This is a genomic window from Reyranella sp. GW821-FHT14A01, assembly GCF_058803965.1.
In genome coordinates this window covers 17618-40498 of the sequence record NZ_JBXAPM010000008.1, presented here as the reverse complement: position 1 = coordinate 40498, position 22881 = coordinate 17618, and the positions used below count along the sequence as shown (strand labels likewise).

Genomic DNA, 22881 nt, shown 5'->3' with positions numbered 1-22881 from the left:
CTACACCTTGAAGTATTTGACGTACTGGGCCTTGATCGCATCGGCCTGGTCGGCAACGACACTCGCCTCTTCCTTCAGTGTCTTGATGTCACCGAATTTCTTCATGTCGGCGCGGTCCACGGCCTGCGGATGCGCCGAGCGCAGCGCGCCGACATCGATGTTGAGCTGCTGCGCCTCGCGCGTCATCGACCAGGCCTGGAACAGCCGCGCGGCGTTGGGATTGGGCGCATTGGCCATGATGGCGGACGGTCCCGTGATCAACGGCGTGCCCTCGCTGGCATAGACCAGCTCGACCGGCTCGCCCCGCGTCTTCAGGTCCTCGACGACGTACTCGCCGCCATCGGCCATGATCGCGCGCTCGCCTTGCGCGATCTTCTTCGGCGGCTCGGTCGCCGACTGGACCTGCATGACCTTCTGCTTGGCGAGCTTCTCGAACCACGGCCAGCCGAGGTCGCGGCTAAGCTGCTGCGTCGCCGTCATGATGGTGCCGCTGTAGCCCGGATGTGCCTTGACGATCTTGCCCATCCACTTGGGATCGAGCAGGTCGGCATAGGATTTCGGCGCATCCTCGGCCTTCACCAGCTTGGTGTTGTAGGCGATCGGCGAAAGCGTGATGCGCCACGAGGCGTACATGCCGTCGGGGTCCTTGTGGACGGCGGGAAAGAACTGCGCCACGTCCTCCGGCACGAACGGCGCCAGCATCTTGGCGCGCTTCCACACGATGAAGTGCGCGGCGTCGGTGCTGTTCACCACATCGCAATTATAGATCTTGTTCTGGAACTCCTGGCCGATGCGCTGGAAGTTGCGCTCCGCGCCTGAGCGTTCGACCTTCATTGTGATGCCGGGATACTTGGCCTCGAAAGCCTTGGCGACCTTCTCGCCCAGGGTCAGGTCGACCGAGGTGTACCAGGAGAACTTGCCTTCCTTCTTGGCCGCGTCGATCAGGGCCGGCGTGATCTTGGTCGGCTCCGGCGGCGCGGCGCGCACTGGGGTGATGAAGGAGCTTGCAGCCATCGCCGTCGAGGCGGCGAGCACATGGCGTCGCGTCAGCTTAACTGTCATGGGATCATTCCTCCGCCAGGGCCCGGCACTGTTCCGCCGGCAGGTGCAGCCAGACCGCCTGACCGGGCGCGATGTTGCGTCCGGGCGGCGCGGTAACACGCAGCTCCGTTTTGTCGTCGAGGGCAACCGTGTAATCACGCGTCGAGCCCAGGAAGACCTGCCGCATCACCATGCCGTGCAGATGATTCTCGGTCCCCGACGGTGGCGATTCGAGGGCGATGCCGATTTCGTGCTGGCGCACCGAGACGGCGACCGAACGACCGGCGACCAACGGCCGCCCGGTCGTGCGCAGGACGCCGCCGGCAACCGAAACGCGGGCATCGTCGAGAGCCGTGGCCATGAGCACGTTCGAACCGCCAATGAAGCGCGCGACGAACTCGGAGCGCGGGCGCGCATAGATCTCTTCCGGCGGACCGAGCTGCTCGACCCTGCCCTTGTTCATCACCGCGATCAGGTCGGCGGTCGTCATCGCCTCGGCCTGGTCGTGGGTCACATAGACCGTGGTGTAGCGGTACTGATCGTGCAGCCGGCGGATCTCGAAGCGCATCTCCTCGCGCAGGTTGGCGTCGAGGTTGGAGAGCGGCTCGTCGAGCAGCAGCGTCTCGGGCTCCACCACCAGCGCGCGCGCCAGCGAGACGCGCTGCTGCTGGCCGCCCGAAAGTTCGCCGGGATAACGCTCGGCCAGCGCCTCGAGATGCGCGGTCGAGAGGATGGCCTTCAGCTTGGCATCGATCGTGGCCCGGTCGAGCTTCCGGATCTTGAGCCCGTAGGCCACGTTCTCGGCCACGGTCATGTGCGGCCAGAGTGCGTAGCTCTGGAAGATCATCGACATCTTGCGGCCTTCGGGAGGCACCGTGCGAGAAGGCGAGGACAGGACTTTGCCGCCCACCTCGATTTCGCCTGCCGAAGGCTCGATGAAGCCCGCGATCAACCGCAGGGTTGTGGTCTTTCCACAACCCGACGGGCCCAGCAGGCAGACGAGCTGGCCATGCTCCACGCGCAGGGACACGTCGTCGACGGCGACGGCACTGCCATAGTGCTTGGAAAGGCCCTTCAGTTCGACTGAGGCCACGATTCCTCCCTGTTGAGTCCCACCTTATTCAAATCGATCGGCGCAGGCTATATTCACCGCCTCATTGGAAGGAATGCCGGCATGCAGGAACAGAAAATCATCGGCCGCCGCGAGGGCGCCGTGGGCCACGTCGTCTTCAACAACCCGGCCAAGCTCAACGCAGTCTCGCTCGACATGTGGGAAGGCTTCGTCAACATCCTGAAGGACTTCGCCCAGGATCCGGAGATCCGCTGCCTCGTCGTCAGCGGCTCCGGTGGCAAGGCCTTCGTCTCGGGCGCCGACATCTCGAAGTTCGAGAGCGAACGCGCCAACGCCGAGGCACAGGTGCGCTACGACGCCATTTCCAAGGAAGGCTACGAGGCGCTCTACGACTTCCCCAAGCCGACCATCGCCAAGATCACCGGCTACTGCATCGGCGGCGGCATGAACCTCGCGGCCTGTTGCGACCTGCGCTACAGCAACGAAGGCGCGCGCTTCGGCGTGCCGGCCGCCAAGCTCGGCCTCGGCTACGGCTTCCTGCGCATCGAGCGCTTCTCGCGCATCGTCGGTCTGCCCCGCGCCATGGAGTTCCTGTTCACCGCCAAGCAGTATTCCTCGAAGGAAGCCTACGACATGGGCCTGGTGCACGGCGTCGCCGCCGACGCCGAGCTCGACGCCATGGTCAACGGCATCACCGGCGCCATCGCGCAGAACGCGCCGCTCACCATTGCGCTGGCCAAGGCCGCGGCGCGCGAGATCGCCAAGCCCGAGTCCAGGCAGGACCACGCCAAGCTCGACAAGATGGCCGAGGCCTGTTTCGACAGCGAGGATTTCAAGGAAGGCCGCCGCGCCTTCATGGAAAAGCGCAAGCCGGTCTTCAAGGGCCGCTAAGGAACAAGAGGAAACACCATGACCGCCCTGCCCCTGTCCCACCTCACCGTACTCGACCTCACGGCGCATCGCGCCGGCCCGACCGCCGTGCGCCAGCTCGCCGACTGGGGCGCGCATGTCATCAAGATCGAGCCGCCACCGCCTCCCTCCGAGGGCGGTAAGAACAACGACTCGATGGGCGGTGCGCGCCACGGCTTCGACTTCCAGAACCTGCACCGCAACAAGAAGTCGATGACGCTCAACCTCAAGAGCGCCGAAGGCCACGCGATCTTCATGAAGCTCGCAGCCAAGGCCGACGTCATCGTCGAGAACTACCGCTCCGACGTGAAGCATCGCCTCAAGGTCGACTACGACACGGTGGCGAAGATCAACCCGCGCATCATCTACGGCTCGATCGCGGGCTTCGGCCAGAGCGGCCCCGATGCAGCGCGCCCCGGTGTCGACCAGATCGCCCAGGGCATGGGTGGCCTGATGTCAATCACCGGTGAGCCGGGCCGCGGTCCGATGCGGGTCGGTATTCCCATTGCCGACCTCACCTCGGGTCTCCTGCTCGCCCAGGCGATCATGCTGGCCCTGTTCACGCGCGAGCGCACCGGCAAGGGCCAGTGGGTCCACACCTCGCTGATCGAGGCGCAGATCTTCATGCTCGACTTCCAGGCCTCGCGCTGGCTGATGAAGGGCGAGGTGGCCAAGCAGGCCGGCAACGACCATCCGACCAGCATCCCGACCGGCGTGTTCCCCACCAAGGACGGGTACATCAACATTGCGGCCGCCGGCGACAAGATGTGGAAGCGCGCGGCGGAAGCGCTGGGCGCCAAGGCGCTGATCGACCATCCCGAACACGCCACCCCGGCGCTGCGCTCGCAGAACCGCAAGGCGCTGAACGAGCGGCTGGCCGAGGTCACCAAGACCAACACCAGCGCCCACTGGATCGACTCGCTGAACAAGGCGGGCGTCCCCTGCGGCCCGATCAACACGATCGACATGACCTTCGCCGAACCGCAGGTCCAGCACCTCGGCATCGCCCGCGCGGTCAACCATCCCGCGCTGGGCGACATCAAGGTGGTCGGCCAGCCGATCAACCTGTCGGACTATCCGCAGCCCAAGGCCCTCAACCCGACGCCGGATCTCGGCCAGCACACGGACGAAGTGCTGACCGGCCTGGGCTACGACGCGAAGGCCATCGAGGGCCTCAAGTCGGGCGGCGCCGTCTAGTCCGTATCGGTCCTCAGATACGCGAAACGCCTTCTGCGGCTCGCAGCGCCTAATCCTCGATCTGGATGGTGCTGTGAGACAGGCCGTAGGTGTCGCGCATGGCGGCTTGCGCGGCGGCGAGCGTTTCCCGTGAACGGGCCATGTCGTCGATCACGAGATGGCAGCTCATGGAGTCGACGCCGGACGTGATGGTCCAGACGTGAAGGTCATGGACCGCCGTCACACCGGGAATGCCAAGCAGCGTCTTTTCCAGCAACGTCAGGTCGACATGGGGCGGCGTGCCCTCCATCAGGATATGGATGGCCTCCCGCAGGAGCATCCAGGTGCGCGGGATGATGAAGAGACCGATGCCAGCGCCGATCAAGGGATCGGCGAGTGTCCATCCGGTCAGGAGGATCACGACGGCGGCGATCAGGACGCCGAGCGACCCCAGCATATCGCTCATCACCTCGAAATAGGCGCCCTTGACGTTGAGGCTGTCCGACGAACCGGCCGACAGCAGCTTCATGCTGATGAGATTGACGACCAGGCCGGCGATGGCGACCGCTATCATCGGCCCCGCAAGGACCGGGGGTGGGTTCAGGAAGCGATCATAGGCCTCGTAAAGCACGAACGTCGTCACGACGAGCAGGACGACCGCGTTGGCCAGCGCCGACAACACCTCCATGCGGACATAGCCGAACGTCTTCTGTGGCGTTGCCGGACGCTCGCCGAAGTTGATGGCAATGAGGGCGAGCGCGAGGCCACCGGCGTCCGTCAACATGTGGGCGGCGTCGGCGATCAGCGCCAGGCTGCCGGTAACCAGGCCGCCGATCACCTCGACCACCATGAACGACGCCGTCAAAACCAGCGCCCACTTCAGGCGCGTCTTATGCTGGGCGGCAGCCGATCCGCCCGCCGGCGGGTGGCCGTGCGAACCGTGGGAATGCCCTGAAGCGTGGGAATGCCCTGCCATGATCGTCTCCTCGAACGCGAGCGTTGATCTGCATGCCGTTTAGAACAGGATATCTGTCGGGTGGATGACAGGGCCCGCCGCGACCTTATCGCTTCAGATACCCGCGCAGCGCCCGGAGGAATTCGGCCGGGCGTTCGATCTGCGGCAGGTGCCCCGCTTCCGGGATCGTCACCAGCCGCGACTGCTCCAGCGACAGACGCGTCTTCCGCGCGCCGTTCTTGTCGAGCACCGAGGAGCGATCGGTTTCACCCCAGATCAGGAGGACCGAGCCCTTGGGCGGCGGCGTGGCTTCTTCGCCGGACAGAAGCCGGTCGAGGACACGGTCGGCGGCGGCGGCGGTGAAGGTGTCGAGAGTCTGCGCGATCTCGGCCGGCACCTTCGAGCGATCGTGGAAGGCGAGCGGGATGACCTCGGGGCCGAAGTGCTGGCGCTGCAGGTTGCCCCGCGCCAGAGCGCGGATCGGTGTCTTGCCGGCGAGCCAGCGCAGCATCTTCGAATAGACCGGCGGCTGGTAGCCGTTCACCAGCACAAGGCCAGCCAGGCGTTCGGGATACTGGCCGGCGAAACGCCAGGCGACCGTTGCGCCCAGCGAGTTGCCCACGAGTATGGCGCGCTCGATGCCGAGTGCCGTCAGAAGCTCGGCGAGCCACTCGGCGTAAGCGCCGAAACTCGGCAGACCCTCGGGCGAGTGGATCGGCGGCAGCTCGGGCGCGACGACGAGATGCGTGCGTTCGAGATCGTCGCTCACGGTCGACCAGTAGGCTTCCGCGCCCGCCCATCCGCCATGCAGCAGCACGATTGCCTCGCCGGTGCCGCCGGTCCAGACTCGCGCCGGGCGCTGTCCGAGCAGGATTGTTCTTTGCTCCAATTCACGCCCTCTGAAACATTTGAAGCGGGAGATATAGAAGATGGCCACGTCGCGGAGAACAGCTTTGGTGACCGGCGCAGGCCGAAACATCGGCAGGGCCTGCGTGCTGACGCTCGCCAGGATGGGCTACGACGTCGTGATCAACGGCTCGTCCGACCGCGCGGCCTGCGAGTCGGTCGCCAAGGAAGCGACGGCGCTCGGTGTCGAGGCGATGGTCGCGATGGCCGATGTCGGCAGCCCTGAGGAATGCCGCCGCATGGCCCAGGAGGCGATCGCGAAGTTCGGCTCGGTCGACGTGCTGGCGAACAATGCGGCGCTGCGGCCGGCCAAGCCCTTCCTCGAAATGAGCGAGGCCGACTGGCGCCGCGTCATCTCGGTCGATCTTGACGCTGCCGTCTGGCTGTCGCAGGCCTGCCTGCCCGGCATGATCAAGAAAGGCTGGGGCCGCATCGTCAACTTCACCGGCATGAACGCGATGCACGGCTATGCCGGCCGCGCACCGGTCTCGGTCGCCAAGCACGGCGTCTGGGGCCTCACCAAGGCGTTGGGCAAGGAGTTCGGGCCCAAGGGCATCACGGTCAACGCGATCTCGCCCGGCCCGATCTCGGCCGATGTCGAGGAAGACGACGAGTCCAACCATCATCGCCTCGAAACGATGGCCAAGGTCCCGCTCGGCCGCATGGGCACGCCCGCCGAAATCGGCTCGGTGCTCGGCCTGCTGGTCTCCGACGGCGGTGCCTATGTGAACTGCCAGATGATCCAGGTGAACGGCGGCGGCCAGACCTGATTCAAAATCAGGCTCCTCTCCCCCTAGCGGGGGCGAGGAACGTGAGTGCCTACTCCATCGGCAGGCCGGTGGTGCGGGCGATGGCGCTCCATCGCTCGACCTCGGCTTTCACGAAGTCGCCGAAGGCCTGGCGGCTTTCGAGATCGATGGTGGCGCCCTGCTCCTGCCAGATGCGCTTGATGTCCGGTTCGGCGAGGGCTGCTTGCACGGCGCCATGCAGGGCATCGAGCGCAGCGGCCGGCGTCGCCTTGGGTGCGAACAAGCCGTACCAGGTGCTGACCTCGAAATCCTTCACGCCGGCTTCAGCGAAGGTCGGCACGTCGGGCAGCACGCTTTCGCGTTTCGTGGTCGCAACGGCGAGTGCGCGCAGTTTGCCGGACTGGACGTAGGAAGCCACGGTGCTGAGCGGCTGGAAGGTGGCGTCGAGTTGACCCGCCAGCAGGTCCTGCAGCGCCGGCCCGCCGCCGCGATAAGGCACATGCATCAGCTTGATGCCGGTGCGACGCTGCAGCAGCTCGATGGCGAGATGCGGCATGGTGCCGAGACCCGACGAGCCGATGTTGATCGTGTCCGGCGCCTTGCGCGCTGCCGCAAGGAAGGCCGCGAGATCCTTGACGTCGAGCTTGGCCGGATTGACCACCAGACCGACCGGCACCTTGGCGATGTTGCTGACTGGCGCGAAGTCGCGCAGCAGGTCGAAGCCCGAGTCCCCGTAGACGACGGTCGCGAAGGATTGTGCGCTGTTGGCGACCAGCAAGGTGCAGCCGTCGGGACGCGCCCGCGCCACCACCATGCCGCCCAGCGTGCCGCCGGCGCCGCTGCGGTTCTCGACCACGACCGGCTGGCCGAAGCGCTGGCTGACATGAGCCGCGACGGGACGTGCGAAGGTGTCGTTCGAGCCACCGGGAGGAAACGGCACGATCCAGTTCATCGCCCGAGGCGGACGCCAACCCTGTGCCGTTGCAGGACCGGCCGCACTCGCGGCCAGCAAACCGCCCAAGGCGGCACGACGCGTAACCTTCATCGGCTTCATTCCATCTGGACGTTGGCGGCCTTGGCGATACGGCTCCACCGCTCGGTGTCGCGGGTCACGAAGTTCGCGAACTCCGCGCGGCTCTCGAGCTCGACGCGCGCACCCTGCTCCGTCCAAAGCTTTTTGACTTCTTCGGCGCCGATCGCGGCCTGCACCGCGCCATGCAGGCGATCGAGGACCGGGTCCGGCGTCCGCTGCGGGGCGAACAGGCCGAACCATGTGGTCATGCGGAACTCCGCAAGGCCGGCTTCGTGCGCCGTCGGCACGTCGGGGATCAGGGCGTCGCGCCGCCGGTTGGCGACGGCGAGGCCGGCCAGCTTGCCCGAGCGGATGTGGCCGGCGACGGCGCTCACCAGCACGAAGGCCGCGGCGATCTGGCCGGCCATCAGGTCCTGCAGCATCGGCGCGCCGCCGCGATAGGGCACATGGTTGAGCTTGATGTCGGCCCGCTGCTCGAACAGGCCGATGGCGAGATGCGTGATGGTCCCCAGCCCTGCCGAACCGATGTCGATCGAGCCGGGCTTCGCCTTGGCGGCGGCGATGAAGCCCGCGAGGTCGGACACGGGCAGTCGAGCCGTATTGATCACCAGCACATAGGGCACGCGGCCCAGGGCGGCGATGGGGGCAAAGTCGCGGGCGAAGTCGAAGCCTGCCTTGGGATAGACCATCGGCGCATAGGTGAGGCCGGTATCGCCCAGCAGCAGCGTATAGCCGTCGGCCGGTGCCCGGGCGGCAACGGACGTGCCGACCGTCCCGCCGGCGCCCGCCCGGTTCTCGATCACGACCGGCTGGCCGAGCGAATCGGCCATTCGGGCCGCAACGGGGCGCGCGAACATGTCCGAACCGCCACCCGCCGGGAAGGGAACGATGAGGGAGATGGGCCGGGTCGGCCAGTTGTTGGCGGCGGCCCTCGAAAGGCTGCCGCCCAGGATACCGGCGGCCGTCAGGCCGCCGATCGCCGATCGTCTGGTTGCGTTCATCATGCAGGCAAGAACCTAGCGGCCGATTGTTACGGTTGCCAGTCCCCGCCCCGCGAAACCTCGCCCGAGCTTACTGCGGCTCGATCTTCGCGAGCTTGATGTACTTGGTCCAATCCTCGCGCTCCTTCGCCACGAAGGCATCGCACTGCTCGATGGTCCAGTCCTGCGGCGGCGGGATGAAGCCGAGCTGCTTCACCCTCTCCAGCACCGCCGGCTCGTAGATCGCGTCCATGATCAGGCGGTTCAGCTTCTTCTTGATGTCGTCCGGCGTCTCCTTCCGCACGGAGAAGCACGAATAGGCGATGATCACGTAGCTCGGATAGGTCTCGGCGATGGCGGGGACGTCGGGGAACAGCAGCGAGCGCTCCTTCGAGGTGACGGCGAGCGCCCGCACATAGCCCGAGCGGACGTAGCTCTCGCCCACCACCTGGTCGGGGAACACGCAATCGACGCGGCCGGCGTTGAGGTCCTGGATCGAGGCAACGGCGTCGCGATAGGCGACCTCCTCGAACTTCACGCCGGTCGTGACTTCGAACAGGGCCGCCGGGACGCGCGAGGAGGCATTGCCGTAACCGGAGAAGAGCGGCTTCGATTGCTTCTTGGCGTACTCGACGAACTCCGGCACCGTCTTGTAGGGCGCATCCTGCTTCACCAGCATGAAGTTGCCGATGGAGCCGTTGACGCCGACCGTCGTGAAATCCGTCGGATCGTAGGTCATCGTCTTATAGAGGCTGGGGTTAGCGGCCAGCGTGCTGGTCGAGCCGAGCAGGATCGTATAGCCGTCGGCCGGCGAGTTCTTGACCTGCGCCGTGCCGATCATCCCGGTGGCGCCGGGCTTGTTCTCGATGACGAAGGGCTTGCCCGTCACCGTCTCGAGCTGCTTGCCGATCAGGCGGGAGATGATGTCGGTCGAGCCGCCCGGGCCAAACGGCACCAGGATCTTCACGAGGCGCGCGGGATAGGCATCCTGTGCCCGCGCACCAGAACCCAGCGCGGCGGCAACCGGAAGGCCGCCCAGGGCGGCCAGGACATTTCTACGCTTCATATGCTTACGCTCCTCGATCGATACGGGACCCGTATAAGTCGGCACGATCAAAAGGCGAGCGCGCGTTGGTCCATCGTTTCGGAGAGCGACCGCTTCCACGAAAAAGCCCTCCTCCGACGAAACGGAGAAGGGCCAATTTCCGAGCCAGTGCGGCGATTTTACATGCCGAGCTGGCTGATGAACTTGGTGTTGAGATAGGCCTCGAGCGCCTCGATGCCACCCTCCGAGCCGTAGCCCGAGTCCTTCATGCCGCCGAACGGAACTTCGGGCAGCGCCAGGCCATGATGATTGATCGACACCATGCCGCTTTCGAAGGCGGCGCCGACCTGGGTCATGGTCTTGCTGTTCGTGGTGTAGGCATAGGCCGCGAGGCCCCACGGCAGGCGGTTGGCCTCCTTCATCACGCCGTCGAAATCCTTGAACGACGAGATCGGGGCCAGCGGGCCGAACGGCTCCTCGTTCATGATCCGGGCGTCGAGCGGCACGTCGGTGAGAACGGTCGGCTCGTAGAAGTAGCCCTTGTTGCCCTTGCGCTGGCCGCCGGTCTGGACCTTGGCGCCCTTGCCGATGGCGTCGCTCACGAAGCCGTCGATCGCATGCAGGCGGCGCTCGGCGACGAGCGGGCCCATGCGCGTATCCTTGTCGAGGCCGTTACCGACCTTGATGTTCTTGGCGTAGGCCGTGAACTTCTCGACGAACTCCGGATAGACCTTTTCGTGCACCAGGAAGCGGGTCGGTGCGACGCAGACCTGGCCGGCGTTGCGGAACTTGTTGGCGCCCAGGATGTTCACCGCCTGGTCGACGTCGGCATCCTCGAACACGATGGCCGGCGAATGGCCGCCCAGCTCCATGGTGACGCGCTTCATGTGCGCGCCGGCGAGCGCGGCGAGCTGCTTGCCGACCGGCGTCGAGCCGGTGAACGTCACCTTCTTGATGATCGGATGCGGGATCAGATACTCGCTGATCTCCGACGGCACGCCGTAGACGAGCTGGATGACACCCGCCGGCACGCCGGCATCGACGAAGGCCTTGATGAGCTGGGCGCAGGAGCCGGGCGTGTCTTCCGGCCCCTTGACGATGATCGAGCAGCCCGTGGCGATCGCGGCCGACGCCTTGCGCACCACCTGGTTGATCGGGAAGTTCCACGGCGTGAAGGCCGCGACCGGACCGACCGGCTCCTTGGTCACGAGCTGGTACACGTTCTCGAAGCGGGCCGGGACGATGCGACCATAGGTGCGGCGGCCTTCCTCGGCCATCCAGTCGATGATGTCGGCGGCGAGCAGGGTCTCGCCCTTGGCCTCGATGACAGGCTTGCCCTGCTCCATCGTCATGATCGGCGCGATCTCGTCGGCGCGCTGGCGAATGAGCTCGGCGGCCTTGCGCATGACCTTGTAGCGATCGAACGGCGAGACCTTGCGCCACTGCTGGAAGCCCTTCTCGGCGGCCTCGAGCGCACGGTCGAGATCGGCCTTCTCGGCATGCGCCACCTGGCCGATCACTTCTTCCGTCGCCGGATTGATGACCGGGATCGTCCGGCCGTTGGCGCCCTTGGTCCAGGCGCCGTCGATCATCAGGGATACGTCGCTATAGCTCGTCATTGGTTCTCCTCCGTCGTCTCTAACTTCCGCGATAGGTCGAATAGCTCCACGGCGTGCAGAGCAGCGGCACGTGATAATGCCCCTCCGGCTCGGCAATGGAAAAGCGTAAAGGCACGATATCGAGAAAAGGCGGGTCGCCCTGCTCTATGCCCCTGCTGCGAAAGTGGTCACCCACGGCGAAGCGCAGCTCGTAGCAGCCGATCGGCAGCGGCTTGCCGCCGATCAGCGGCGCGTCGGTGCGGCCATCGGCATTGGTCACGGAAGTGGCAATGCGATGGGCGCGGTCGCCGGTGAATTCGTAAAGCTCGATGGCGACGCCGATCGCCGGACGGCCGGCATGGGTATCGAGCACATGAGTGCTCAAGCGCCCGTTCACCTTGAGCGGCCCCTCGCCCGTCACCTTGGCGGCCATGCGCAGCCGCGTGATGAAGAAGATCTCCTGCATCGCGGCAGCGAACTCGGTGGCGGCGTCGTGGCGCAGCCGGCGCTCGAACTGGGTGAGGATCGAATCGCGCGTGTGGCGGCGCACACAGACGATGAAGGGGAAGCCGAACTTTTCCTTGTAGGCATCGTTCAGGCGATGGAAGCGCGCGAACTCCTCCTCCGACAACGTATCGAGGCCGACGCTCGCCTGCTCGTGCCGTGAGTCCTCGGTCAGCGCGCCCGCGCGCGCGGCCTTGCCGGCCAGGTCGGGATGGACGCGCAGGAAGTCGAGCTGCCGCTCGCGCGGGGCCGCACGCACCGCCCCCAACATCGCCTCGTGCAGCGCCGTGACGGTGGTGAAGGGCCGCCCGGCGGCGACGGTCTCGGCGACCCAGGGCGCCAGCTCGAACGTGTCGCCCACCGCAGCGCAGAAGTCCGCAGGGGCCGCGCGGTTTAGGTCGGCGAGCGCATGGATCATCCCGGCGACCTAGCATGCCCCAAAGTCCGTCTCTATAGTCCGCGCCAGCAAAATCCATCGGGAGGAGCCGCAATGACCGGCCGCAACACCTTCACCCGCCGCCGCCTCGGGCAAACCGCACTCGCGGGCGCGACCCTGCTGGGCGCGCCGCTACCGCTGCGCCAGGCCTTTGCGCAAGGTGGCCCGGCCGATCTCAAGGTCGGCCTGCTGCTGCCGACCTCCGGCCTGCAGGCGCAGATCGGCCAGGCCTGCCGCCGCGGCGCCGACGTCGCCAACGAGGTGTTCGCCGACATGAAGCTGCCGGTGAAGCTCGACATCGTGAACTACGACACCGAGACCAAGCCGGACGTCGCCCGCACCCAAGCCGAGAAGGCGATCGACGCCGGCTGCCACATCCTGGTCGGCGCCTTCGATTCCGGCCAGACCATCGCCATCGCCCAGGTCTGCGAGCAGCGCGGCGTGCCGCTGGTGGTGAACATCGCAGCCGCGCCGCAGATCACCGAGCAGGGCTACAAGTTCGTCGTGCGCAACTTCCCGACGGCGCCGATGCTGATCACCGGCGCACTGGCGCTGCACAAGGAGATCTTCAAGATCTCGGGCAAGACGCCCAAGACCGCCGTGCTGATGAGCGTGAACGACACGTTCGGCACCTCGATGATCGCCGGCATCAAGGCGCTCTTCCCCAAGCTCGACATGCCCTACGAGCTGGTCGACACGATCAGCTACGACGTCGCGGCCAAGGACCTCGCCGTCGAGGTCGCCAAGGCCAAGGCCACCAAGGCCGAGCTGCTGCTGCCGGTCAGCCGCCTGAGCGATGCCAAGCTGCTGGTGCAGGAGATGGTGAAGCAGCGCTGGGAGCCGATGGGCGTCCTGAACCCCGGCGCGCCCGGCCTCTACGAGCAGGACTTCCTCAAGACCATGGGCAAGTACGGCGAGTACATGATCTCGAACGTGCCGTGGCTCGACCCGAAGTCGGCGATGACGGTGTCGCTCGAGAAGCGCCATGCCGCCAAGTATCCCAACGACCAGCTCGACCTCAACGGCGGCTTCACCTTCGAGGGCATCCTGATCGCCGCCCAAGCCTGGCTCGCCGCCAAGTCGACCAAGCCCGGCGACCTGATGGAGGCGCTGCGCAAGATCAAGATCGACCAGCACGTCATGGTCGGCGGCCCGATCCAGTTCGACTCCAAGGGCCAGAACGTCAACATCAAGGCCACGGCCGTCGAGAACCTGAAGCGCAAGCCCACCGTCGTGCTGCCCCTCGAATCGGCCGCCGCCCCGCTCGTCTTCCCGATGCCGCCGTGGAACGACAAGCGCCGCACCTGACGCTGCGTTTTGAGGGAAAGTGAAGGATCCCTCGCTTCGCTCGGGATGACACCGTTGTCGATGTTGGCGCAGTGCGCCGATGCAAACACAGTGTCATCCCGAACGAAGTGAGGGATCCTTGAATTATATGAGCCGATGACCGCCGACTTCCTTCTCTCGCTCGCCCAGGCGATCACCAAGGGCCTGTTGACCGGCATGGTCTACGGGCTGATGGCGCTCGGCCTGTCGGTGATCTTCGGCGTCATGCGCGTGGTCAACTTCGCCCATGGCGAGATGATGGTCGTCGGCATGTATCTCGCCTGGATGGGATTTGAATACCTGCAGGTTTCGCCGATGCTGAGCCTGCCGGTGATTGCCGTGATCTTCTTCGGCGCGGGCTATGCTCTGCAGCGCGCGGTGATCTCGCCGTTCATCGGCCGGCCGGAGCACCAGCAGTTCCTGCTGCTGCTGGCCATCGCCATCCTGCTGGTCAATGCCTGCCTGGCCATCGCCGGCCCCGACTCGCGTGGCGTGCAGATGGAGTCGCAGTTCGAATCCTACGATCTCGGCCCCTTCGTGTTCGACGCGGTGCGCGTGCATGCTGCCCTCACCGCCGTGGTGATCGCCGGCCTGCTCTGGCTCTTCTTCACCCGAACTCGCACCGGCAAATCGATCCGGGCCGCCGCCGACAACAATCTCGGCGCGCTCGTCGTCGGCCTCGACGTCCGCCGGCTCTATGCCTTCACCTTCGGCGTCGGCGCGGCCTGCGTGGGCGCCGCCGGGGCGCTGATGATCACCATCATCCCGGTGACACCCTTCCTCGCCGCCGAATACACGCTGCTGGCCTTCGTCATCGTGATCGTGGGCGGCCTCGGCAGCATGACCGGCGCGCTGGCCGGCGGTCTCCTCATCGGCGTCAGCGAGGCGGTGGCCGGGCTCCTGATCCAGCCCTCGCTGAAGAGCATGGTGAGCTTCGGTATCCTGATCCTGGTGCTGCTCCTGCGGCCGCAGGGCCTGTTCGGAAAGAAGGGCCAATGAGCCTTCTTGCGCGCCTCACCGACGGCGTGCCGGCCCGCTCGCTCTGGGGCCTCGGCCTGCTGCTCGTCGCATTGCTGGTGGCGCCGGCGCTGCTCGGCAAGTACGCGCTCTCGGTGCTCATCCTGGTCCTGTACTTCGCCTATGTCGGCCAGGCCTGGAACATCATGATGGGCTTCGCCGGCCAGCTTTCGCTGGGCCATGCGCTCTATGCCGGCCTGGGCGGCTACATCGCGGCCGGCCTCTTCTTCCACTACGGGCTGGGGCCGTGGGCCGGCGTGTTCGTCGCCGTCGCGGCGGCCTCGCTCGCCGGCTCGATCGTCGGCTATCTCGGCTTCCGCTTTTCGCTGGCCGGCGTGTATTTCGCCTTGCTCACAATCGCCTTCAGCGAGTTCACGCGCATCGCCTTCGATCACTGGCTCTGGGTCGGCGGCTCGGGCGGCCTGTTCCTCAAGGTCGACGCCGGCTCCGACATTATTAACCTGCGCGGCGGGCCGATCCTTTTCTACTACGTGATCCTGGCGCTGGCAGCCGGCGCCTTCATCCTGTGCCGCGCCCTGCTGGAAAGCCGGCTCGGCCGCTACTGGCTCGCCATCCGCGAAGACCCGGAAGCAGCGCAAGCCGTGGGCGTCCCGGTCCTGCGCTGCAAGATGATCGCCATCGTGATCTCGGCCGCGCTGACGGCGCTGGCCGGCGTCTGGAACGCCTTCTACTACAACAACCTCTTCCCCGAGACGGCCTTCGCCATGGGCCGCTCGATCGAGTTCACGCTGGCACCGATCATTGGCGGGCTGGGCACGCTGTTCGGTCCCATCGTCGGCGCCGTCGTTCTGACGGGCCTTGGCGAGATCTTCACGGACCTCAGCGAGGTCTTCCACGTCTCCGGCCTGAAGCAGATCTTCTACGGCCTCGCGCTGCTGGTGATCGTGATGTACCGGCCGGCTGGCGTCTGGCCGTGGCTCGCCGAGCGCCTGGGCTTCTCGGAGAAGAAGCGATGAGCGGCGCGCGGCTCGAACTCGACGGCATCGGCAAGAGCTTCCGCGGGCTGCGCGCCGTGCACGACGTCTCGTTCGACGTGCCGGCGGGTGCCATCAACGCCCTGATCGGCCCGAACGGCGCCGGCAAGACCACGATCTTCAACGTGATCGCCGGCGTCTACCGGCCCGATGCCGGCCGCGTGCGCCTCGACGGCAAGCAGATCTCCGGCCTGCGACCCGACCGCGTCTGCGATGCCGGCGTCGGCCGCACCTTCCAGATCGTGAAGCCGTTCAAGGGGCTAAGCGTGCTGGAGAACGTGACGGTGGGCGCCCTGCATCGCCGGCCGGCACTTCCCGACGCGCGCGCCTACGCCGCCGACATCCTGCAACAGCTGGGCCTGCACGACCGCCGCCACCAGGCGGCGGAGAGTCTCACCCTGCCCGACCGCAAGCGCCTCGAAGTCGCCCGCGCGCTGGCCACCGAGCCCAAGCTGCTGCTGCTCGACGAGGTGATGGCGGGGTTGCGTCCGACCGAGATCGACGTGATGGTTTCCTTCCTGCAGGACCTCAACCGGCGTACCGGCCTCACCGTGCTGCTGATCGAGCATGTGATGCGCGCCGTGATGGCGCTGGCGTCCAACATCGTCGTGGTGAGCTACGGCGAGAAGATCGCCGAGGGCACGCCGGCCGAGATCGCGCGCCACCAGGCCGTGCTCGACGTCTATCTCGGCGAAGCGGAGCCCGCATGAGTGCGCCGTTGCTGCAGGTCGAAGGCATCGACCTCTACTACGGCGACGCGCAGGCGCTGGCCGGCGTGTCGCTCGAGATTGCAGAGGGCGAGATCGTGGCCATCGTCGGCGCCAACGGCGCGGGCAAGAGCTCGCTGATCCGCTCGATCCACGGCATCGAGAAGCCGGCGCGCGGCCATGTCCGCTTCGACGGCACCGACATCACCGGCTGGCCTTCCTATCGCGTCTGCGAGGCGGGCGTCGGCCATGTCGCCGAGGGCCGCCAGGTCTTTCCCAATCTCTCCGTGCTGGAGAACCTCGAGATGGGCGCGACGCCCAAGCGCGCCCGCGCGCTGGAGAAGCAGACGCTGGACCGCGTCTTCGCCATGTTCCCGCGCCTCGCCGAACGGCGCCGTCAGGCGGCCGGCACGCTCTCCGGCGGCGAGCAGCAGATGCTGGCGATCGGCCGCTGCCTGATGGGCCAGCCGCGCCTCATCATGTTCGACGAGCCGTCGCTCGGGCTGGCGCCGACCATCGTGCAGGAGGTCTTCCGCATCGTGCGCCGGCTGAACGAGGAAGGCCTCACCATCCTGCTGGTCGAACAGAACGTGATGGCCTCGCTGCGGGTCGCCCATCGCGGCTACGTGCTGGAAAACGGCCGCATCGAACTCGAGGGCCCGGGCGCCGACCTGCTGACCAACGACCGCGTCCGCCAGGCCTATCTCGGCCTCTAACAGGCTCTGATTCGGGGGCCGCCGACTCCGATTCGTTTGTTTCGTTTGTTTCGTTTGTTCGACGGAATTCCGGCTTTTTCGATGGCCTGCCGGGCGTTGACGAAAGCCGCGGCCGGCTGCAAACCTTGGGCTCCGGTACTGACGCTGTCGCGTGCGACGCGGATCGGTCCGGGATGGCGCTGGCTCCTCCCGCCGACGGGACGACCGCCCTCCCCGGCAACGCTGCCATAAAGGGGGAACACCAAGATGAACCGTCGAGACATGCTCAAGGCCGGCGTTGCCGCCGGCGCCCTGGGACTCATACCGCGCCTCGCATCGGCGCAGGCCGCGACCTACGCGCCCGTGCCCAAGGGCTGGCGCAGCTACGTGCTGACGACGCGGGTCGAGCCGACGGCTGGCGCCACCAAGGCGTGGATCCCGCTGCCGACCTTCGAAGCGCCCGACTGGCAGCGCCCCGGCGCCGTGACCTGGACCGGCAATGCGAAGATCGCCGAGCGCGTGCGCGATGCCAAGTACGGCGCGGAGATGCTGCGCGTGGAATGGGCCGCCGACCAGCAGTCGCCGCTGATCGAGATCGTGGCGCAGGTCCAGGCGCAGAACCGTTCGGTCGTGCCGGGCCAGGGCAATGCTGCGCCGCTGAGCGACGCCGAACGCAAGCTCAACCTGATGCCGACCACCTTCCTGCCGACCGACGGCATCGTGAAGGAGACGGCCGACGGGATCGTGCGCGGCAAGCAGGGCGAGGTCGCCAAGGCGCGCGCCATCTACGACTGGGTCGTCGAGAACACCTTCCGCAACGCCAAGACCCTGGGATGCGGCGTCGGTGACATCACGACGATGATCAGGACCGGTAACCTGAACGGCAAGTGCGCCGACCTGAACGCGCTCTATGTCGGCCTCGCCCGCTCCGTCGGCCTGCCGGCCCGCGACGTCTACGGCATCCGCGTGGTGCCGTCGGAATTCGGCTTCAAGGCGCTGGGCGCCGGTTCGGAGGTCGTCTCCAAGGCGCAGCATTGCCGCGCCGAGGTCTGGCTCCCGGGCTCGGGCTGGACGCCGGTCGATCCCGCCGACGTGCGCAAGGTCGTGCTGGAGGAGCCGCCGACAAATCTGGCGATGACCGACCCCAAGGTGGTTGCCGCCCGCCGCGCTCTGTTCGGCGCGTGGGAAGGCAACTGGCTCGCCTACAATGTCGCGCACGACGTGAAGCTGCCGGGCTCCAAGGAGGACCCGATCGCCTTCCTGATGTACCCACAGGCGGAGAACCGCTCCGGTTTCCTCGATTCGCTCGACCCGGACAAGTTCAAGTACCGGATCACGGCGCGTGAGCTGACGGCCTAGCCGGGCCGGACCTGGCGGCGGGCGGGGCGTTCCGCTCCGCCCCGATCCGCATTATACCCGGCGGATGAACGCATCGACCGACGAGGCGCCGCCGATGGCGCCCGCCCGACTCGCGGATCGCTACTACCTTGCGATGTCGGTTCCGTTCCTGCTCGATGTCCTCTCGCTCATCGTCTATTGCGTGCAGAACGAAGCGCCGCAGGTCTTCCTGCCGTCGCTGGCCATCTCGGCACTGTTCCTGGTCGCCGGCGTCGGCCTCGGCGCCTGGCTCCTGATCCGCCCGATCCTGCTTTTCATCGAAGGACGCGCAGCCTTCGGCGACGTCGAGCTTGCGCTGTCGAAGCTGCCGCGCAACTCGGCCATCGTCGTCGGGGTGATGTATGCGCCGATGGTGGGCCTGCGCCTGCTCTCCCATCGCCTGGACATCACCTTCGGCGCAACACTGCAGCAGGTCGGCTGGCCGGACTTCTTCGCCAACATAACGGTCGGGACCGGCTTCAACGTCGTCCTGACCTTCTTCGTGGTCTCCGCCTATCTCGACCGCCTGTGCGAGCAGCTGTTCGACCTGCGCGGCGTGAACATCGCAACCTTCAAGGGCCGCTTCCGCCGCAAGGTCGCGCTGGCCCTGCTGTTCGTCTCGTTTTCGACCATGATCCTGATCATCGCCGATATCATGAGCTATTCCGGCGCCCGGCTCGTCCGAGAGGTCTCGTCGGACATCACGACGTCGGCGCTTGGCGCCATCCTCATGTATCGCTGGATCTCCCAGGGACTGACGAAGCCGATCACCCGGCTGGACAGCGGCCTGCGGCAAGTCGCCGACAACGACTATACGGTGCGGCTGCCGGTGACGTCGGACGACGAGCTGGGTCACGCCGCCAGCCGCTTCAACCAGATGGTCGAGGGCCTGGCCGAGAAGGCCTATCTGCGCGACACGTTCGGCAAGTATGTGAGCGAGGCGGTCGCCGTCACGATCCTCGCCAACCGCGGCAATACCGGCCGCAGCCTCGACACCACCGCCGAGGCCACCCTGATGTTCACCGATATCGAGGGTTTCACCGGCCTCTCCGAGAGCATCGCCCCCGCCGCCGTGGCCGCCATGCTGAACGACTATCTTCGGACCATCGTCCCGGTGATCCAGCGCCATGGCGGTATCGTGAACAGCTTCATCGGCGACGGCCTGTTCGCGAGCTTCAACCTGCCGCGGCCGCTGGAGAACCATGCCGCGGCAGCGATTGCCGCAGCGATCGACATCCAGGCCGCTCTCTCCGCCGCCCGGTTTGCCGACGGGCTCGCCCTGCCGACCCGCATCGGCATCAATACCGGCCCGGTGATCGGCCTGACCATCGGCACCGACAATCGCCTGAGCTACACCCTGCTGGGCGACGCCGTGAACGTCGCTGCGCGCATCGAGCAGCTCAACAAGAAGTTCGGCACCCACATCCTCGCCGCCGAAAGCACCGTGCTGGCGGCCGGCGCGCAGGCCACCTGCGACCGGCTGGGAACGACCGACGTGCGCGGCCATCACGGCCATATCGTCGTCTATCGGGTCGGCGCAGCATGAGTGGCATGGCATGAGCGACGCTGCCCTTCAGCCCATTCCGCCGACGGCGGACGGCATCGCCGCCGTGCGGCGTCGCTATCTCCTGATGGCGATTTCCTGCGCCGCCATCGACTTCGTCTTCACCCTGCTCTTCATCTTCCTGACCGATGGATGGATCTTTGCCGTGCGCTCGTTGGGCGCCGGTCTCCTCCTGCTGGGCGGCGTGAATTACTTCCTCGCCAACCGGCTGTTCGCGCCGATCCTCTCGTTCCTGGAAGGCCGCACCTCGTTCGAGGACACGCAGCGGCGGATCACCCAGCTCCCGCTGCTGACGGCGCAGAACGTGCTGATCCTGATGGCGATCCTCACCGTCTTCCGCCTGGGATCGAGCTACCTCATGAACGACCCGGCGGTCAGTCACATGCCGGTCCCGTCACTGAGCGACGTCCTCACGCTCTGCATCATCCTGCCGGTCTTCCATTTCACCTACACCTACTTCGTCATCAGCGACTATCTCGGCCGGCTGTGCGGCTTCATCTTCCGCCACTACGGCCGCACGCTGGGCCTGTTCTTCGGCAGCTACACCGTCAAGCTGATCGTCGCGCTGGTCGTGATCTCGATCGCGCCGATGGCAGCGATCGTCGTCGACCTCTTCTCCTATGACGGCGACCGGCTGCGCTTCGAGATCAGCAACGACGTCGCCGTCTCCCTCATGGGCGTGGCGCTAACGGCATATTTCATCACGCGCTCGATGCTGCGGCCGATCCGTATCCTGACCGGTGCCATGGAGAAGGTCGCGGCGGGCGATCTCAGCCAGCGCGTGCCCGTCACCTCGAACGACGAGGTCGGCGCGCTGACCGGCCAGTTCAACAATATGGTCGAGGGCCTGCGCGAGCGCGAGCGCATCCGCGAGACCTTCGGCCGCTACGTCGACGAAAGCGTCGCCTCCACCATCCTGCGGCGCGAAGGCGACGGCGTGCTGGCCGGCGAGACGCGCGAGGCCACCGTGCTGTTCACCGACATCGCGGGCTTCACCACCATCGCCGAGCACTTGCCGCCTGACCAGCTCGTGCTGGCGCTCAACGAATATCTCGAGACGGTGCTGGCGCCGATCCGCGCCCATGGCGGCATCGTCAACACCTTCATCGGCGACGGGCTGTTCGCCTCCTTCAACATGCCGCTGGCCTGCGAGGGCCACGCCGCCGCCGCGGTGCGTGCCGCCATCGACATCCAGCGCGCCGTCAACAGCCGCACCTTCGGCGATGTCGGCATGGCCTTCGCGACCCGCATCGGCATCAGCACCGGCGGCGTCATCGGCGGCTCGGTCGGCGCCGGCGAGCGCATGAGCTTCACCCTGCTGGGCGACACCGTGAACCTCGCATCGCGGCTCGAAGAGTTGAACAAGCAACACGGCACGCGCATCCTCATCTCGGGCAGCACCTGCCAGGCCTGCGGCGACGAATTCGCGTTCAACGCCCTGGGCAGCGTTGCCGTCCGCGGCCGCAGCGATGTGGTCACCATCTTCAGTATCGATCCCAACAGCCAGGCAAGAAGTTCATGACCGCATCCGGATTGTCGCCCGACCAGGTGAAGCTGCAGGCCCATGCCCGCGAACTGGCGGCCGGCCCCGTCACCAGGCGCGCCGCCGAGGTCGATCGCACCGAGCAGTATCCCTGGGACAATGTCGAGCTGCTGAAGGATGCCAAGCTGATCGGCATGACGATCCCGACCCAGTATGGCGGCCAGGGCAAGAACTGGCTCGACGCCGTGCTCGCCATCGAGGCGCTGTCCTCGGCCTGCGCCGTCACCGGCCGCATCGCCGTCGAGACCAACATGGGCGCCATCAGCGCGGTCATGGCCTACGGCTCGGAAGAGCAGAAGAAGATGGCGGCCGACATGGTGCTGGCCGGCGACAAGCCCGCCATCTGCATCACCGAGCCCGATGCCGGCTCCGATGCCAACGGCATGACCACCCGCGCCGACAAGAAGGGCAACCGCTACGTCCTGAATGGCCGCAAGCACTGGATCACCGGCGGCGGCGTCTCGCGCCTGCACCTCATCTTCGCCAAGGTCTACGACGAGAAAGGCACCTTCGAGGGCATCGGTGGCTTCCTCGCCATCCGCGACGAGACCAAGGGTCTGAAGATCACCAAGCGCGAGCCGACCATGGGCCTGCGTGGCATTCCCGAGGCGGTGATCGACCTCGAGGAGTTGGACGTGCCGCCCTCCGCACTGGTGATCCCGCCGCGCGGCCTGAAGAAGGGCTTCGCCGACCTGATGACAGCCTACAACAGCCAGCGGGTCGGCGCCGCCACCGTGGCGCTGGGCATCGCCGACGGCGCCTATCAGCTGGCGCTCGACTGGTCGGAGAAGCGCCACCAGTTCGGCCGCCCGATCAACGAGTTCCAGGGCCTGCAGTGGAAGCTCGCCGACATGTCGATCAAGCTCTCGGCCGCGCGCGCCCTCGTCTACAACGCCGCGCGCTCGGGCGAAGGCGGGTTCCCCGACATGCTGATGGCGGCCCAGGCCAAGGTGTTTACCTCGGAGAGCGCCATCCAGATCGTCAACGACGCCCTGCAGTTCTTCGGCGCCCGCGGCTACAGCCGCGAACTGCCGCTGGAGCGCATGGCCCGCGACGTCCGCATGTTCACCATCGGCGGCGGCACGGCGGAAGTCCTGCGCAACGTCGTGGCCGGCGCGCTGCTCAAGAAGAAGCTGCCGCAGACGCGCGACGGATGGGACAAGGCGTAGAGCAACGCAGCGAAACGTATCAATGGAGCGCGCCACTCCAGTGGCGCTCATGTTTAGCAAGATATGAGCGCAACTGGAGTTGCG

At 66.6% G+C, this 22881-nt stretch carries 21 protein-coding genes; 12 read left to right on the top strand and 9 right to left on the bottom strand.

The window, feature by feature from the left end; translation table 11 throughout:
* Together AC1ROX_RS15150 and AC1ROX_RS15145 are read right to left on the bottom strand one after the other, a co-directional pair.
* Complete coding sequence (locus AC1ROX_RS15150; protein ID WP_493126781.1) at positions 1-1062, bottom strand: ABC transporter substrate-binding protein; 1062 nt, start codon at positions 1060-1062, stop codon at positions 1-3.
* 4 nt (positions 1063-1066) lie between these two features.
* The gene (locus tag AC1ROX_RS15145; protein WP_493126780.1) at positions 1067-2134 is read right to left on the bottom strand and encodes an ABC transporter ATP-binding protein; all 1068 of its coding nucleotides are present in this window, start codon (positions 2132-2134) and stop codon (positions 1067-1069) included.
* Positions 2135-2215: 81 nt separating this feature from the next.
* Between AC1ROX_RS15145 and AC1ROX_RS15140 the strand changes: the two genes are divergently transcribed.
* Together AC1ROX_RS15140 and AC1ROX_RS15135 are read left to right on the top strand one after the other, a co-directional pair.
* On the top strand, positions 2216-3004 hold the full coding sequence (locus AC1ROX_RS15140; RefSeq protein WP_493126779.1) for an enoyl-CoA hydratase: 789 nt from the start codon (positions 2216-2218) through the stop codon (positions 3002-3004).
* An 18-nt stretch (positions 3005-3022) separates the two neighbouring features.
* Positions 3023-4219, top strand: a complete 1197-nt coding sequence (locus tag AC1ROX_RS15135; RefSeq protein WP_493126778.1) for a CaiB/BaiF CoA transferase family protein — start codon at positions 3023-3025, stop codon at positions 4217-4219.
* Positions 4220-4268: 49 nt separating this feature from the next.
* Here the strand turns inward: AC1ROX_RS15135 and AC1ROX_RS15130 are convergent, their stop codons facing one another.
* Together AC1ROX_RS15130 and AC1ROX_RS15125 are read right to left on the bottom strand one after the other, a co-directional pair.
* Positions 4269-5174 (bottom strand): cation diffusion facilitator family transporter, encoded by a 906-nt coding sequence (locus AC1ROX_RS15130; RefSeq protein WP_493126777.1) that lies wholly within the window; start codon positions 5172-5174, stop codon positions 4269-4271.
* An 85-nt stretch (positions 5175-5259) separates the two neighbouring features.
* Entirely contained in the window at positions 5260-6042 is a 783-nt protein-coding gene (locus AC1ROX_RS15125; RefSeq protein ID WP_493126776.1) for an alpha/beta fold hydrolase, read from the bottom strand.
* A 67-nt stretch (positions 6043-6109) separates the two neighbouring features.
* Between AC1ROX_RS15125 and AC1ROX_RS15120 the strand changes: the two genes are divergently transcribed.
* Positions 6110-6829, top strand: a complete 720-nt coding sequence (locus AC1ROX_RS15120; RefSeq protein WP_493126775.1) for an SDR family NAD(P)-dependent oxidoreductase — start codon at positions 6110-6112, stop codon at positions 6827-6829.
* A 49-nt stretch (positions 6830-6878) separates the two neighbouring features.
* Here AC1ROX_RS15120 and AC1ROX_RS15115 read toward each other — a convergent pair whose 3' ends face one another.
* The 5 genes from AC1ROX_RS15115 to uraD all read right to left on the bottom strand — a co-directional run bounded on the left by AC1ROX_RS15115 (position 6879) and on the right by uraD (position 12386).
* A complete protein-coding gene (locus tag AC1ROX_RS15115) occupies positions 6879-7853 on the bottom strand; it encodes a Bug family tripartite tricarboxylate transporter substrate binding protein (RefSeq protein WP_493126774.1) in 975 nt (324 codons plus the stop codon).
* A 5-nt stretch (positions 7854-7858) separates the two neighbouring features.
* Complete coding sequence (locus AC1ROX_RS15110; RefSeq protein ID WP_493126773.1) at positions 7859-8845, bottom strand: Bug family tripartite tricarboxylate transporter substrate binding protein; 987 nt, start codon at positions 8843-8845, stop codon at positions 7859-7861.
* Between the two features lie 67 nt (positions 8846-8912).
* A complete protein-coding gene (locus tag AC1ROX_RS15105) occupies positions 8913-9887 on the bottom strand; it encodes a Bug family tripartite tricarboxylate transporter substrate binding protein (RefSeq protein ID WP_493126772.1) in 975 nt (324 codons plus the stop codon).
* Between the two features lie 158 nt (positions 9888-10045).
* Positions 10046-11485, bottom strand: a complete 1440-nt coding sequence (locus tag AC1ROX_RS15100) for an NAD-dependent succinate-semialdehyde dehydrogenase (RefSeq protein WP_493126771.1) — start codon at positions 11483-11485, stop codon at positions 10046-10048.
* A 19-nt stretch (positions 11486-11504) separates the two neighbouring features.
* Complete coding sequence (gene uraD / locus AC1ROX_RS15095; protein ID WP_493126770.1) at positions 11505-12386, bottom strand: 2-oxo-4-hydroxy-4-carboxy-5-ureidoimidazoline decarboxylase; 882 nt, start codon at positions 12384-12386, stop codon at positions 11505-11507.
* 72 nt (positions 12387-12458) lie between these two features.
* Here uraD and AC1ROX_RS15090 point away from each other — a divergent pair, with 72 nt between their 5' ends.
* The 9 genes from AC1ROX_RS15090 (at position 12459) to acdA (ending at position 22797) form a co-directional block, all read left to right on the top strand.
* Positions 12459-13712, top strand: a complete 1254-nt coding sequence (locus AC1ROX_RS15090; protein ID WP_493126769.1) for an ABC transporter substrate-binding protein — start codon at positions 12459-12461, stop codon at positions 13710-13712.
* Positions 13713-13847: 135 nt separating this feature from the next.
* A complete protein-coding gene (locus AC1ROX_RS15085; RefSeq protein WP_493126768.1) occupies positions 13848-14729 on the top strand; it encodes a branched-chain amino acid ABC transporter permease in 882 nt (293 codons plus the stop codon).
* Entirely contained in the window at positions 14726-15724 is a 999-nt protein-coding gene (locus AC1ROX_RS15080) for a branched-chain amino acid ABC transporter permease (RefSeq protein WP_493126767.1), read from the top strand. Before AC1ROX_RS15085 ends, AC1ROX_RS15080 begins: the two co-directional genes overlap by 4 nt.
* On the top strand, positions 15721-16452 hold the full coding sequence (locus AC1ROX_RS15075) for an ABC transporter ATP-binding protein (RefSeq protein ID WP_493126766.1): 732 nt from the start codon (positions 15721-15723) through the stop codon (positions 16450-16452). Before AC1ROX_RS15080 ends, AC1ROX_RS15075 begins: the two co-directional genes overlap by 4 nt.
* Entirely contained in the window at positions 16449-17165 is a 717-nt protein-coding gene (locus tag AC1ROX_RS15070) for an ABC transporter ATP-binding protein (protein ID WP_493126765.1), read from the top strand. Before AC1ROX_RS15075 ends, AC1ROX_RS15070 begins: the two co-directional genes overlap by 4 nt.
* 246 nt (positions 17166-17411) lie before the next feature.
* Positions 17412-18503 (top strand): transglutaminase-like domain-containing protein, encoded by a 1092-nt coding sequence (locus AC1ROX_RS15065; protein WP_493126764.1) that lies wholly within the window; start codon positions 17412-17414, stop codon positions 18501-18503.
* A gap of 64 nt (positions 18504-18567) precedes the next feature.
* A complete protein-coding gene (locus tag AC1ROX_RS15060; RefSeq protein ID WP_493126763.1) occupies positions 18568-20067 on the top strand; it encodes an adenylate/guanylate cyclase domain-containing protein in 1500 nt (499 codons plus the stop codon).
* 10 nt (positions 20068-20077) lie between these two features.
* The gene (locus tag AC1ROX_RS15055) at positions 20078-21607 is read left to right on the top strand and encodes an adenylate/guanylate cyclase domain-containing protein (protein WP_493126762.1); all 1530 of its coding nucleotides are present in this window, start codon (positions 20078-20080) and stop codon (positions 21605-21607) included.
* Entirely contained in the window at positions 21604-22797 is a 1194-nt protein-coding gene (gene acdA / locus AC1ROX_RS15050; RefSeq protein WP_493126761.1) for a 3-sulfinopropanoyl-CoA desulfinase, read from the top strand. Before AC1ROX_RS15055 ends, acdA begins: the two co-directional genes overlap by 4 nt.
* Positions 22798-22881 lie beyond the last annotated feature (84 nt).